A 14,693-nucleotide genomic window follows, 5' to 3' on the forward strand; every position below is an offset into this window, starting at 1 on the left:
CCTCGTCGCCGAACACAGCCAGGATCACCACCGCAGCTACGTTTACGAACCCGGCACTTTCCGCCCTCTGGCCATGCTCGACGGCAAAGGCCCGCGCAAGGCCTGCCCGTTTTATTACCAACTCGATCACCTGGGTACGCCGCAGGAACTGACGGATTACAGCGGCGAAATCGTCTGGTCGGCGAAGTACAACGCCTACGGCAAAGTTACTCGCCTAGCGTTTGGTGGCGGAGAGCAACTCGAGCAACCGTTGCGGTTTCAAGGGCAATACTTCGACGCCGAGAGCGGCCTGCACTACAACCGGCATCGGTACTATGATCCGGAGGTTGGCCGGTACCTGACGCCCGATCCGATCAAGTTGGCGGGTGGGCTGAATCAGTACCAGTACACGCCGAATCCGACGGGGTGGGTTGATCCGTTGGGGTTAAGCGGGAATTGCCCGCCGCCGAATAAGCCCCGGTGTGGGGCGCCGGATGATACGACTGGCGCTAGGGTGGATGAGGGTGAGCCGGCGCTGCCGAAGCTGACAGGTGATCAGCGGAGGGCGCGGATTGATGAGTTGGCTGAGGCGAATGCGAAGCGGCGTGTTGAAGAAATGGAAGCAAAATATGATATGCACACAGTCAAAAAACACAGCTCAGAAATATCTGACCAAGCGCTCAAACAACGAGCAGTGAATGGGGCTGATCCTCATACCGGTGAGGTTCCGAAAGGTGCCAAAGGGAACTTGAGCTCTCAATTCAGAAACTGGCGTATGCATTTGGGGGCATTGAATAAAGCTATGACAAGGGAGGTATTAGGTTTGAGCCCGCATACAGGGAAGGACCACAATAAAAATCCGATCGTAAGGATGGAGCTTCCTGGGGCCGGGCGTGGTTATAAACCGAACAAGAAAGACGCTCGTAACCCAACACTAAATGAAGATCTGAATTGGTTTGAAGTTAAGTTCGATAAGGATAATGTGCTGCGGTCTTTTACTGCTTTTCCTTCGGAGAGAAAATGATGTTGCGAGATCCATTTTCAAATGAAGAATTTCAACCAGATTTGATGTGGTTTATTGGCGTCTTTGATGTTTATGATCGCGAGGAAACTCGGGGTGCGGAACTGGAAGTATTTAATCCTAATGACCCCTTTGACAGAGCGGAGCTGATCAAAAGATACAGTTTGAATCTAGGTTATCTGTCCTATCGACATAAGCTCGTGCTGCTGGATTTTCTAGCGGAAAAGCTAAGTGATGCGTCTTATGATTTTCAGAGTTTGTTTGATATAGATGAAGAAGATGCAGGGAGTTGGCCGCGCGGTGAGTGGTATGCATTGGACGATCCCCGTGGATTTCTTCAAGATGTCTATTTGTTGGCTCAGGAGACCTGGAAGGAAGATCTTCTTTTAGCGAGTCTTGAAGATCGGGCCAGCTGGTGATGGAGAAGGTGGTGCCTGTCAGTCTGGACTCCCACGCGTCGGTATTCTCAAGAGTAATAAATAAATCCGTCCCCTTTATGCTTTATATCCGATTAAGTGAGAAGAATTATGTTTATTGATACAGGTGCAGGGCAGCCATATATTCCGACTCCTTCATATTTTTTAGGTTGTTTCGATATTTATGACCAAGAAGAAACGCTTGGAGAGGAGTTAGAGCGGTTTAATCCAAATGATGCCGCGGACAGGGAAGAGTTAATTCTCAACTATTGCCTAGTCGGGAATCGTACATATCGACAACGTTTTTTACTTTATAAGTGCTTGGAGAAAGCCCTTCAGAACGAACGCTACGATTTCAAATCACTGCTGAGGTATGACCCAGAGGCTTATTCCTCGTTTCCCTGTGGGTGGGATGAGATGGAAAATACCAGGGCTTTTTTTGAAGATATTCTCCGGTTAGCAGCCGTCGAGTGGAAAGGCGACCTTCATAAAGCCAGTGTTGAAGATCAGGCTACTTGGATTACCGTTAATTAACTGTTATTGACTGTAACAAAGGGGGCGTTAACAAAGTGGACGGATTTATTTTTGTCCATTTTCTATGGTTTTTCACTGTTTGCAGGGATTCTTGAGTGATAAATAAATCTGGACCACTTTATGGGGTAAATAAGTATATTCACCCAATTTTATGAGTGATATTTAACAGGCTGCTACTTTGAAGATAGTGAAATCTACTCGCTTTGATGATGTCGACCACGATGTTGGATATAAGTACCGTGGTTATAACTACGCCATACAGAACGAAGAGGATTTGTTTCTAATCAGAACTTACGATGACGAGCCCGGACAGGCAACGGTAGTACGTCCGACTGCGATGTCTAAAAACGCTAACCTTAAAAAGCTCGTTGAGTTCTTACAATCCGAGTTAGGAGTTTCCAAGATTTGTCTCTACAAGGGCGATTTGGGGATCTACGCCGAGATCGATCTTGATAGCTTGGTGTTCTGCTCCGTCTGAATTTGACGGTAAGAGAGTGGCAGGCTTTTTACACACTCTGGGCCGAATTCTGTCGTTGCTGAGCGGCAGCTATAGGTGGTGGGTTCAACAGGTGGCGAAATCAAGTCAAACTTCAGTGATGCCTTTCGCCACGTTTGCTTTTTTGAGCGAAATTTCTGGGCAAGGTCTTCGGAAGTTTCCTTCAACTCGTATCGGTTTCCATGAACTGGTGTGAAATGTTCTCCATCGATAGTCTCTGGTGGTCACTGAAAATTCAGTGGCAGGGTGTAGGAACCCTTCAAGACTAGAGAGGATGCTTCGGCGTCGACACCTGAATTGCGGCCATCAACGTGCGTCCGTAAGATCAGTTGCGGCGGCTGTGTGCGGGCACGCTTCGGTGTGGTCGAGTTTGCTCTCTGGTCTCGATATTCCTACCCCGCGCATAGCTGCCACCCAAGCCTGTAGGAAGGCCGATGGTAGCGCCCACTTTCTACCAGAGGCTTCAAAAATGAAAAGTATTCATCCTGACCCACCTTACGAAAAACCAATCCCCCACCCCAAAAGCCGTTTCATGGCGCTCACCAGCAATTGCGACGACATGCCAACCCTGTTCGTCGACACCCAAGCGCCGCTGGATGTTTTGTATGACGCTGCCAACTACCGAATTCGCGCCGTCACCCAAGTGATGGAGAACCTGTCCATGCGCGGTTCGATCGAGTGTCAGTCCTTTATTCTTAGTGATTTTGCTTTGCTCTGTGCCATTCCGTTGCGGGATGGGTGTGATGTGCTGGATGTTCTTGGGCGGCGGTTACGGGCGCGGTCTTCGGAGTAGGTGTAAGGCTTGAGATCCATCCCCCTCACCCTAGCCCTCTCCCCGAGGGGCGAGGGGACTGACCGAGGTGTTTGGGGAGTTTGCTGCGACCTGCGACTGCAAGGTGAACTTGGCTTGGCCAAGCTTGAGTTCACTTTGATCGTTCAGGTCGATGGAGGCCGAGAGATCGCCAAAATCAGTCCCCTCGCCCTCTGGGGAGAGGGTTAAGGTGAGGGAGGCTTTGCCCGCTCAGCCGTGAGGTCCTGACGTTCGCCGCCGTACAAGGTAAACTTCCCGCCCTTCGCAGGAGCAATCATGAATTATCGTCACGCCTTCCATGCCGGCAATCACGCCGATGTGTTCAAACACCTGACTTTGACCCGCCTCATCGCCTTGATGTCGCGCAAGGAGCAGCCGTTTGCCTATCTCGACACTCACGCCGGTATTGGTCTGTATGACCTGCAAGGTGATCAGGCGAGCCGTACCGGTGAGTACCTGGAAGGTATTGCGCGTTTGTGGGATCAGCCGGATTTGCCGGCGTTGACCGCTGATTACATGAAGGTGCTGCACGACATGAACCCGGATGGCCAGTTGCGCTATTACCCGGGGTCGCCGGAGTTGGCGCGGCGTCTGACGCGGCCGCAGGATCGGGTGATGCTCAACGAGAAGCATCCGGAAGATGGTGTGTTGCTCAAGGACAACATGGCCGGCGACCGTCGGGTGAAGGTGCATCTGGGTGAAGGCTGGCATGTGCCGCGTGCGATGTTGCCGGTGCAGGAGAAGCGGGCGGTGATGTTGATTGATCCGCCGTTTGAGCAGCTGGATGAGATGCAGCGCTGTGCGGCGTCGCTGAAAGAAGCGATTGGCCGGATGCGCCAAACCGTTGCGGCGATCTGGTACCCGGTGAAGGACCAGCGCATGTTGCGTCGTTTTTATCAGGATCTGGCGGGCACGGGCGCGCCGAAGTTGTTGCGCGTCGAGTTGCTGGTGCATCCGTTGGATACGCCGAACAGTCTGAACGGCTCCGGGTTGGCGATTGCGAATCCGCCGTGGGGGCTGGAAGAGGAATTGCGTGAGTTGCTGCCGTGGTTGTCCAAGAAACTTGGGCAGACCCAGGGTGGGTGGCAGATGGATTGGTTGATCGCTGAGAGTTGATCTCTCTGATCAGATGTATTGATGGCGTCTGACAGGACGCATTCGCGGGCAAGCCCGCTCCCACAGGGACTTATGTTGATCACGATAGAGTGGTCAGACACATAACCCATGTGGGAGCGGGCTTGCCCGCGATACTTTTAGGGCCCGAGATTTAGATCGGGCAAGTCACGCCGGTACCGCCAATCCCGCAATACCCTTCAGGGTTCTTGGCCAGGTACTGCTGGTGATACGCCTCGGCGAAGTAGACCGTCGGGGCTTCGTCGATTTCAGTGGTGATCGTGCCTTTGCCAGCCTTGGTCAACTCGGCCTGGAACACTTGCTCGCTGTGCTTGGCGGCTGCCAACTGAGTCGGGTTGGTGGCGTAGATTACCGAGCGGTACTGCGTGCCGATGTCATTGCCCTGGCGCATGCCCTGAGTCGGGTTGTGCAGTTCCCAGAACATCTTCAGCAGCGCTTCGTAGCTGACTTTTGCCGGCTCGTAGACCACCAGTACCACTTCGCTGTGGCCAGTCAGGCCCGAGCAGACTTCTTCATACGTCGGGTTCGGCGTAAAGCCGCCGGCGTAACCCACCGCCGTACTGACTACGCCTTCGCGCTGCCAGAACTTGCGCTCTGCGCCCCAGAAGCAGCCGAGGCCGAAGATCGCGAAATCCACATCCATCGCAAACGGGCCCAGCAGCGGGGCGTCGTGGACGAAGTGTTTTTCCGGCACGGTCATTGGGGTTTCGCGGCCAGGCAGAGCTTGTTCTTTAGTCGGGAGCACGTTTTTGTTCACCAGAATTTCCGAGCGCAAGACCATGATCAGTCCCCTCAGTCAGGTTGAATGTAAATTGTCAGACACGCAGTTTGCCCGAGTGTTACGCCGCTGTCAGGCGATCGGGCCACGCGGATAGCGCTTGAGCTTTTCGATCAGCTCGGTGCCGGGGATCGGTCGGTCGAACAGGTAGCCCTGGCCAACATCGCAGCGGTGACGGCGCAGGAACGCCAACTGCTCGGCGGTTTCGATGCCTTCAGCCACGACCTTGAGTTTCAGGTTGTGGGCCATGGCGATCACTGCGGAAGTGATTTCCATGTCGTCCTGGTTGTCGGGGATTTCGTGGATGAAGCTTCGATCAATCTTAATGATGTCGATCGGGAATTTTTTCAAGTAACTGAGCGACGAGTAACCGGTGCCGAAGTCATCCATGGCCAGGGTCAGGCCCAGGCGCTTGAGCTGATCGAGCTGCAAGTGAGTGTCTTCGGTGGCTTCCAGCAGCAGGCCTTCGGTGAGTTCGAGTTCCAGCAGGTTTGCCGGCAGCGCTTCTTCTTTGAGGATGTTGGCGATGGACGACACCAGATCCGGATCGGAAAACTGCTTGGGCGACAGGTTGATTGCCACCTGAAGATTGCCCAGACCCGCGGCGGTCAGGTCTTTGCTCATGCGGCACGCCTGGCGGGCGATCCATTTGCCAATCGGAATGATCAGCCCGGTTTCTTCGGCGACGCTAATGAACTGATCCGGGCGGATCATGCCTTTTTCCGGATGGTTCCACCGCAGCAAGGCTTCCATCCCGAGCAGGCGACCGCTGCGCAGGCAGAGCTTGGGCTGGTAGAACACGTCCAGCTCGTTCTGGGTCAGGGCGCGGCGCAGGTTGTTTTCGACGAACAACTTGTAACTGGCTTCGGCGTTCAGCGCTTCGGTGAACACCTGGACCTGATGTTTACCGTTGGCCTTGGCCTTGTGCAGGGCGAGGCCGGCGTTGCGCATCAGGGTTTGCGGATCACGACCGTGCAACGGCGCGCAGGCCAGGCCCACGGAGCCGGTGACGCTGATCAGCTGGTTGTCGACGAACATCGGCTTGTCGAGGGTCGCCAGCAATTGATTGGCGATCTGTTGGCCCGCACGCAGGTCGGTGTCGTCCAGCAGCACGGCGAATTCGTTACTGGCGAACCGCGCCAGGCTGCCGCTCGGGCTTAGGCTGTTGCGCAGGCGTCGGGCCAGGCTGATCAACAGTTTGTCGCCGGTCTGGTGGCCGAGGCTGTCGTTGATCCGCTTGAAGTTATCGATGTCCACCAGCAACAAGCTGATCGGGGTATCGCTGTCTCGGGCGAAACGTTCATCGAGGTTGCGGATGAAGGCCGGGCGGTTGCCGAGGTTGGTCAGGTTATCGGTGTAAGCCAGACGCTCGATGCGCTGCTGAGCGAGCTTGGTCTGGGTGATGTCTTCGTAGATGCCGATGTAATGCGTCAGCTCGCGGTTGTCGCCGTAAACCTTGGAAATCGACAACTGGCCCCAGTAGGGTTCGAGGTTTTTACGGCGGCTTTTGAACTCGCCTTGCCAGCTGTTGCTCTTGGCCAGCGCCGAGGGCGCGTCGAACAGCAGCTCGCTGAGGTTTTCCAAGGCCGGCAGTTCCGACAGCCGCTGGCCGTGGACTTCTTCGGTGGTGTACTGGGTGATCGCCGTGAAGCTCGGGTTGACGTATTCCACCACGCCATCGCAATTGACCAGCAAAAAGGCGTTGGCGCTTTGCTCGACCGCACGCTGGAACAGGTGCAGGGCGCTGGTGGCGGTGCGGCGGTTGTGGTTGTTGATGACTTGGGCAAACTGATCCGCCAGTTCACCGGCGAAAGCAATTTCGTCCGATTGCCAGGCGCGGGTCGTACCGGTCTGTTCCAGGCAGAGTACGCCGACCACTTGGCCATCGACGCGGATGCTGGCGTCGAGCATGGCGTTCACATCACGCGAGCGCAGGTGTTCGGCCATTTCCCGGGTGCGCGGGTCGCGCATGGCGTTGTGAGCGTCGATGGCGCGGCCGGTGTGCAAGGCTTCCACGTAGTCGGGGAAGTGACTGACGTCGATCGGCTCCGGCAGCAGGTATTCCTGGCTGGCGCGGTGATAGGCCGAAATCGGCACGAGCAGAGAACCCTCGAGGTTCCACAGGCTGGCGCAGTCGATTTCGTAAATGTCACAGGCACTGCGAGTGATCAGTTCGGCGGCTTCTTTCAGGGAGTTGTTGCTGCTGTAGCGCTGGCGGGTCAGCAGCAGGATCAAGTCTTGCTGGGCGCGCACCCGGTCCAGGTGCAGAAGCTGTTCCTGCTGGGCGCGCTGATTGAGTTCCAGGGCGATTTGCAGGCGAGAGTTCTGGGTTTCGAGGTCCAGGGCCGGCAGCAGTTGCTCGCCCTCGAACAGGCCGTCGACCACTAGCAGGTAGCCGCGCAGCAGGTGTCGATTGTGTTGTTTGTAGGCTTCGCCCAGTTCCAGCAGGTTCAAGGAACCGGCGGCGGTGTGCAGGGTGTAGCGGATCAGGTAATGCGGGCTTTCGGTAAGTTGCTGCTGAACCGCGTCATGCAGCTGATAGCGCGCTTCGGGCTCCATCAGGCTGGCGTAGGGCGAGCCGACCAGAGCACAGAGCTCCACAGCCGGCAGGCCGAACTGTCGTTCGCAATTGGGATCGAGAAACAGCAGCGCCCAACTCGCTTCATTCAGCCGTTCGAAACGAAGCATGCCGAGCCGCGAGGGCACAGGCAACTGCGTCACTACCTCGGCCACCATACGGCTGGCGGCATCGGGTTGGCTTTTCATATGGAGGGAAACTCGCTTCGAATAGGCTGATCGCGCCGGGCTCTCGCCCTCTTTACTGTTATCTGCAGCAAGGTTGCATCATTGCGACACTGACTGACAAGAGACATGAAGGCCAAGTGCTATAAGAATATGTCGGCCGGCGGCGGGATTTCTCCAATGGATGGCTAAAAGTAATCGTTTGGAGCCCTGTGGCGAGCGAGCTTGCTCGCGCTGGGCTGCGCAGCGGCCCAAAAATCTTGTGAGCGCTGCGCACTCAAGCGGGAGCAAGCTCCCTCGCCACAGGTTTGGTTTAACGCAAAGGAATGCCTACCGATTGCAGCAGATGGCCGTCCCGGTCGTGATAGTTGACCTGAACCTTCTCCTGATCAACGACCAGATGGGCAAAATTGTCCTCGCTGACCACCTGGCTGGTCAGTGCATGCTGATAGTCGCCAGCAACTGTTCGTGCCAACGGTTGATCGAGGATGAAGGTGGATGCCTTGGCGTATGGCAGCAGTTTGCTGTTGCACAAAGGTGAGGAGACGATGGTGTGCACCTCGAAATCCGGGTCTTCGCTGTGTGTCAGACGACTCGTCAAAGAGCCGTGGACATCACCGGAAACGAAGAAGACGTTCTTGATACGGTGTGTACGAATTGTCTCCAGCAGCCGCAGACGTTGTTCGGGAAAGGCCTTCCACGCGTCATCGCCATGGGCTTTGCGGTCGGGGTAGAACATCACGCTGGTGACCACGAATTTGACCCTGGCCGGGCTGTGAATCAACCATTTGCACAAGGCCTGTTCCTGCTCTTCGTCGAGGATGCGTCGATCATTGGCCGACAGGTTGCGTCGGGTTCGACTGTCAGTGACAAACCATTCGATATCGCCCTCGGCAAATTGATACCAATAGTGTTCGAGTTTTCTATTTATTTGCCCGTCGGCAAGAAGTGCATGCGCCGGGCTATGACTGGCTTGATACAACTCATACGCCGCAATGGCATTTTTGTATAAGTAGGTGTCGGCCTTACTTTTGTTGGCGGGCCAGTTGTCTTCAATTTCATGATCGTCGAGGATCATGTAAGTCGGCACGCCGGACATTAACTTTGCGATATTGGGTTGTGAAAAAGCTGCGCGGTACTTGCTGAGTATTTCCTTGTACTCCCGGTCGGGAGCAATGACGTTCAGGTCATCGACATAGATTTGATCGCCGGTCATCAACATAGCGCTGATGGGCGGTTCAGTCTGCTGCGCCAGATTCGTGATCGAGGCAAATATCCGGTCGCCGGCCTGCGGTGCGATTGCCACTCCTGCGGTCAGGCGCAGGTAACGGCATGACCCGACGACATAAGCCCTCGGCGTTCCGGATTGGCTGGAGCGGGTTCGAAAACGATAAATATCCCGCGGCCATTGCAGCGGCAGCTCCTGAACGGTTTCCACGGTGTGCACCGGGCTCATGGGGCTGAACCACCCGGCCTGATACTCGTATTCGGTATCGGTGGCGAGGTCGTTGAGCGCAATGACATCTGACATGTCACGCAAGATCGTCAACTTTGCAAATATGCCTTGGGACCAGCGCTCTTCGCCCTGCCTGCGATAACGAACGCCTGCAAATACCGGCGCATTGTTTTGAAGTTCTCCGCGCAAGAAGATGCGTGCGTGGTTAGTTGTAGTGTGGCCAATAATAGGGCCGACAGTCGGTTTGAACATGTTCGAATCCATTCGAATTAATGCTAACTAAGCAAAATAGGCGGGTGAGGGTTTAACGATAATTAGTTGGATTGAGCTTAGTTATTGGCTTGCAAGAAATATCGAGAGGAAGTGGACTGGAGTTGTGGGCAACGTAAGCCGCGAATGTAGGAAAGGGGTGTTGGGTGACTTTCTTCAAGGCAAAAAAAGCCCCGCCAAACTGGCGGGGTTGAGGTACGAGCGTGGCGCTCGGAAAACGTGGAACGCGACGGGCCCTCCGGTGAAGGAGGGCCGATCGGTGTTACAGCAGGATGGTGCGGATGTCCGCCAGCAGGTCGCTCAGACGCTTGGTGAAGCGTGCAGCAGCGGCGCCGTTGATCACACGGTGATCGTAGGACAGCGACAGTGGCAGCATCAGTTTCGGCTGGAAGGCTTTGCCGTCCCAGACTGGCTGGATGGTTGCCTTGGAAACACCGAGGATCGCCACTTCCGGCGCGTTGACGATCGGCGTGAAGCCGGTGCCGCCAATGTGGCCGAGGCTGGAAATGGTGAAGCAGGCGCCTTGCATGTCGTCAGCGGTGAGCTTTTTGTCGCGGGCCTTGGCGGCCAGCACAGCGGCTTCGGCTGCCAGTTGCAACAGGCTCTTCTGGTCGACGTTCTTGATGACCGGTACCAGCAGGCCTTCAGGGGTGTCGACGGCGAAGCCGATGTTCACGTACTTCTTGCGGATGATCGCTTTGCCGCTTGGTGCCAGCGAACTGTTGAAGTCCGGCAGTTCCTTGAGCAGGTGCGCGCAGGATTTGAGCAGCAGCGGCAGGATGGTCAGCTTGACGCCAGCCTTCTCTGCAACGGCTTTCTGAGCGATACGGAACGCTTCCAGGTCGGTGATATCAGCCGAATCGAACTGAGTCACGTGTGGAATGTTCAGCCAGCTGCGATGCAGGCTCGACGCGCCGATTTGCATCAGGCGGGTCATCGGCACTTCTTCGGTTTCACCGAAGCGGCTGAAGTCCACGACCGGAATCGGCGGGATGCCCGCGCCACCGGTTGCGCCAGCAGCAGCGGCCGGTGCTTCCTTGGCCTTCTGCATCATGGCTTTGACGTAAACCTGCACGTCTTCTTTCAGGATGCGACCGTGCGGACCGCTGGCGCCGACGGCGCTCAGCTCAACGCCGAACTCGCGAGCCAGTTGGCGCACCGCAGGACCTGCGTGAACCTTGGCGCCCGGCTTGGCCGGTGCAGCAGCCGGTGCGGCCGGTGCCGGAGCAGCAGGCGCAGCGGCGGCTGGAGCAGGAGCGCTAGGAGCAGCAGCAGCGGCCGGAGCCGGGGCAGCAGCAGGCGCAGCGCCTTTGACTTTCAGCTTCAGGATCAGGTCGCCGGTACCGACTTCGTCATCCAGCTTGATGGAAACGCTTTCCACCACGCCAGCGGCAGGCGATGGAATTTCCATGCTCGCCTTGTCGGATTCCAGGGTGATCAGCGACTGATCGGCTTCAACGGTGTCGCCGGCCTTGACCAGGACTTCGATGATCTTGGCCTTGCCCGAAGAGCCAATGTCCGGGACATGAATGTCCTGAACGCTGTCGGCAACCGGTGCGGCCGGAGCCGCAGCGGCTGGCGCTGGAGCAGCGGCGGCAGGTGCAGCTGCCTGAGCTGGCGCGGCCGCAGCCGGTGCCGCAGCACCTGCCACTTCCAGATCCAGGATCAGGTCGCCGGTGCCGACTTCGTCGTTGAGCTTGACGCTGATGGCCTTGACCACGCCAGCGGCGGGCGAAGGGATTTCCATGCTGGCCTTGTCGGATTCCAGGGTGATCAGCGACTGATCAGCCGCGACGGTGTCGCCGACCTTGACCTGGATCTCGATGATCTGGGCCTTGCCCGACGAACCGATGTCCGGAACATGCACTTGCTGAACCGAAGCGGCAGCAGGCGCGGCAGCCGGAGCTGGGGCCGCGGCAGGAGCAGCAGCCGGTTTCGCTTCAGCTTTGGCAGCCGGGGCAGCGGCAGCGGCAGCCGCAGGGGCCGCAGCAGCGGCACCTTCGACTTCCAGCTCCAGCAGTTCGTCGCCTTCTTTCAGGCGATCGCCCAGCTTCACTTTGATGCTTTTGACGATGCCGGCCTTGGGCGCAGGAATTTCCATGCTCGCCTTGTCCGACTCAAGCGTCAGGATGCTCTGGTCGGCTTCGACACGGTCGCCGACCTTCACAAATAGTTCGATTACTTCACCTTCACCGCTGCCGATGTCAGGTACGCGAATGAGTTCGCTCACAGAGTGTCTCCTCAGCAGTCCAGTGGGTTGCGTTTTTCCGGGTTGATCCCGAACTTGGCGATGGCTTCAGCCACCACTTTAGGTTCGATGTCACCACGGTCAGCCAAGGCTTCCAGGGCTGCCAACACCACGAAATGACGGTCGACTTCGAAGAAGTGACGCAGCTTCTTACGGCTGTCACTGCGGCCGAAACCGTCGGTGCCCAGGACTTTGAATTCCTTGGACGGGACCCACTGACGAATTTGCTCAGCGAACAGCTTCATGTAGTCGGTAGACGCGATGACCGGACCTTGACGGCCGTTCAGGCACTCTTCGACATAGCTCAGCTTAGGCTTCTGGCCCGGGTGGAGACGGTTGCTGCGCTCTACGGCCAGGCCGTCGCGACGCAGTTCGTTGAAGCTGGTAACGCTCCACACGTCAGCGCCGACGTTGAACTGTTCACGCAGGATTTTCGCCGCTTCGCGAACTTCGCGCAGGATGGTGCCGGAGCCCATCAGCTGAACGTGGTGCGCCGCTTCGCGGGTGTCTTCCTCGAGCAGGTACATGCCCTTGATGATGCCTTCCTCGACACCGGCCGGCATGGCTGGCTGCTGGTAGGACTCGTTCATCACGGTGATGTAGTAGAAAACGTCCTGCTGCTCTTCGGTCATCTTCTTCATGCCGTCCTGGATGATCACCGCCAGCTCGTAGCCGTAAGTTGGATCAAAGGTGCGGCAGTTCGGGATGGTGGCAGCCAGGATGTGGCTGTGACCGTCTTCGTGTTGCAGGCCTTCGCCGTTCAGCGTGGTCCGGCCGGCGGTGCCGCCGATCAGGAAGCCACGGGTACGGCTGTCGCCGGCAGCCCAAGCCAGGTCGCCGATACGCTGGAAGCCGAACATCGAGTAGAAGATGTAGAACGGCAGCATTGGCTGGTTGTGGCTGGAGTACGAAGTACCGGCAGCGATGAAGGAGCTCATGGCGCCCGCTTCGTTGATGCCTTCTTCGAGGATCTGGCCCTTTTTGTCTTCCTTGTAGAACATCACCTGGTCTTTATCGACTGGCTCGTAGAGCTGGCCGACGGACGAGTAGATGCCCAACTGGCGGAACATGCCTTCCATACCGAAGGTACGGGCTTCGTCCGGGATGATCGGGACGATGCGTGGACCGATTTCCTTGTCCTTGACCAGTTGCGCGAGGATCCGCACGAAGGCCATGGTGGTGGAAATTTCACGGTCGCCCGAGCCGTCCAGGATGGCCTTGAGGGTATCCAGCGATGGCGTCGGGATGTCGAAGCTTTTGGCGCGGCGCTGTGGCACGAAACCGCCCAGTGCAGTGCGACGCTCGCTCAGATAGCGGGCTTCGGCGCTGTTTGGCTCTGGCTTGAAGAACGGCAGGTTTTCCAGCTCGGAGTCTTTGACCGGAATGTCGAAACGATCGCGGAACAGCTTCAGGCTTTCAACATCAACTTTCTTGGTGTTGTGCGCAGTGTTCTTCGCTTCGCCGGCACCGGTGCCATAACCTTTGATGGTCTTGGCCAGGATGACGGTCGGTTGTTCTTTGTGGTTGACCGCTTCGTGGTACGCCGCGTAGACCTTGTACGGGTCGTGACCGCCACGGTTGAGTTTCCAGATCTCGTCGTCGGACAAGTCTGCAACCATTGCCTTGAGTTCTGGCGAGTTGAAGAAGTGTTCACGTACGAACGCGCCGTCTTTGGCTTTGTAGTTCTGGTACTCGCCGTCGATGACTTCGTCCATGCGGCGTTGCAGGATACCGTCGACGTCTTTGGCCAACAGTGGGTCCCAGAAACGGCCCCAGATGACTTTGGTCACGTTCCACTGAGCACCGCGGAACACGCCTTCGAGTTCCTGGATGATCTTGCCGTTGCCGCGAACCGGGCCATCAAGGCGCTGCAGGTTGCAGTTGATAACGAAGATCAGGTTGTCGAGCTTCTCGCGGCCAGCCAGCGAGATCGCGCCCAGGGATTCCGGCTCGTCGCACTCGCCGTCGCCCAGGAAGCACCAGACTTTTTGCTTGCCTTCAGGGATGAAGCCACGGGCTTCCAGGTACTTCATGAAGCGTGCCTGGTAGATCGCCTGGATCGGGCCCAGACCCATGGATACGGTCGGGAACTGCCAGAAATCAGGCATCAGCCAAGGGTGCGGGTAGGACGACAGGCCCTGACCGTCCACTTCCTGGCGGAAGTTGTTCATCTGGTCTTCGGTGATGCGGCCTTCCATGAACGCACGGGCGTAAACGCCTGGCGAGGTGTGACCCTGGAAGTAGATCAGGTCGCCGCCGTGTTCGTCGGTCGGGGCCTGGAAGAAATAGTTGAAGCCGATGTCGTACAGGGTTGCGCTGGAGGCGAAGCTGGAGATGTGACCGCCCAGGTCAGAATCTTTCAGGTTCGTACGCATCACCATGGCCATCGCGTTCCAGCGTACCAACGAGCGAATGCGGCGTTCCATGAACAGGTCGCCAGGCATGCGTGCTTCGTGGGTAACGGGGATCGTGTTGCGGTATGGCGTGGTGATGGCGTAAGGCAATTGCGAACCGCTACGGGTTGCGAGTTCGCCCATACGGGTCATCAGATAGTGAGCGCGGTCTTCGCCTTCTTTGTCGAGAACCGATTCCAGGGCGTCCAGCCATTCCTGGGTTTCGACGGGATCGAGGTCTTGCATGGCTTGCTCCAGGGCGGAAAGGCTTCCAGAATCGGTTGCCTGAGTTTGCGACTGGCCTTGTGGGCAGACGATATAAATTCTTGGATTGCCGAGAGGTTGTTCCGGCGGCGTGTAGTTTTACTACAAATCATCGGGCATTTCAGCCTTTCGAATGTATATACGAGTAGTA

Annotated in this window: 10 protein-coding genes; 5 read left to right on the top strand and 5 right to left on the bottom strand. The window is 57.0% G+C overall.

Annotation, left to right across the window (positions count from 1 at the left end; all coding sequences use genetic code 11):
- The 5 genes from QF010_RS29390 to QF010_RS29410 all read left to right on the top strand — a co-directional run.
- Positions 1 to 1,003, top strand: a 1,003-nt coding sequence (locus QF010_RS29390) for an RHS repeat domain-containing protein (RefSeq protein WP_429534488.1), incomplete at its 5' end; no start/stop codon positions are given.
- Entirely contained in the window at positions 1,000 to 1,419 is a 420-nt protein-coding gene (locus QF010_RS29395) for a hypothetical protein (protein ID WP_429534489.1), read from the top strand. The genes QF010_RS29390 and QF010_RS29395, both read left to right, overlap by 4 nt.
- Positions 1,420 to 1,527: 108 nt before the next feature.
- Complete coding sequence (locus QF010_RS29400) at positions 1,528 to 1,950, top strand: hypothetical protein (protein ID WP_429534490.1); 423 nt, start codon at positions 1,528 to 1,530, stop codon at positions 1,948 to 1,950.
- Positions 1,951 to 2,915: 965 nt separating this feature from the next.
- A complete protein-coding gene (locus QF010_RS29405; RefSeq protein ID WP_429534491.1) occupies positions 2,916 to 3,239 on the top strand; it encodes a hypothetical protein in 324 nt (107 codons plus the stop codon).
- 294 nt (positions 3,240 to 3,533) lie between these two features.
- A complete protein-coding gene (locus QF010_RS29410) occupies positions 3,534 to 4,373 on the top strand; it encodes a 23S rRNA (adenine(2030)-N(6))-methyltransferase RlmJ (protein ID WP_109627648.1) in 840 nt (279 codons plus the stop codon).
- 151 nt (positions 4,374 to 4,524) lie between these two features.
- On the opposite strand, the gene msrA is transcribed toward QF010_RS29410, so the two are convergent.
- The 5 genes from msrA to aceE all read right to left on the bottom strand — a co-directional run bounded on the left by msrA (position 4,525) and on the right by aceE (position 14,524).
- A complete protein-coding gene (gene msrA / locus QF010_RS29415) occupies positions 4,525 to 5,172 on the bottom strand; it encodes a peptide-methionine (S)-S-oxide reductase MsrA (protein WP_150656684.1) in 648 nt (215 codons plus the stop codon).
- A 69-nt stretch (positions 5,173 to 5,241) separates the two neighbouring features.
- The gene (locus tag QF010_RS29420; protein WP_429534492.1) at positions 5,242 to 7,935 is read right to left on the bottom strand and encodes a putative bifunctional diguanylate cyclase/phosphodiesterase; all 2,694 of its coding nucleotides are present in this window, start codon (positions 7,933 to 7,935) and stop codon (positions 5,242 to 5,244) included.
- A gap of 289 nt (positions 7,936 to 8,224) precedes the next feature.
- Entirely contained in the window at positions 8,225 to 9,619 is a 1,395-nt protein-coding gene (locus QF010_RS29425) for an alkaline phosphatase D family protein (protein ID WP_429534493.1), read from the bottom strand.
- Between the two features lie 280 nt (positions 9,620 to 9,899).
- The gene (aceF, locus tag QF010_RS29430) at positions 9,900 to 11,867 is read right to left on the bottom strand and encodes a dihydrolipoyllysine-residue acetyltransferase (protein ID WP_429534494.1); all 1,968 of its coding nucleotides are present in this window, start codon (positions 11,865 to 11,867) and stop codon (positions 9,900 to 9,902) included.
- Positions 11,868 to 11,878: 11 nt separating this feature from the next.
- Positions 11,879 to 14,524, bottom strand: coding sequence for a pyruvate dehydrogenase (acetyl-transferring), homodimeric type (gene aceE / locus QF010_RS29435; protein WP_033055454.1), 2,646 nt, complete (start codon positions 14,522 to 14,524; stop codon positions 11,879 to 11,881).
- Positions 14,525 to 14,693: the final 169 nt, after the last annotated feature.

It is taken from the genome of Pseudomonas silensiensis, assembly GCF_050434865.1.
GTDB lineage: Bacteria > Pseudomonadota > Gammaproteobacteria > Pseudomonadales > Pseudomonadaceae > Aquipseudomonas > Aquipseudomonas fluorescens_W.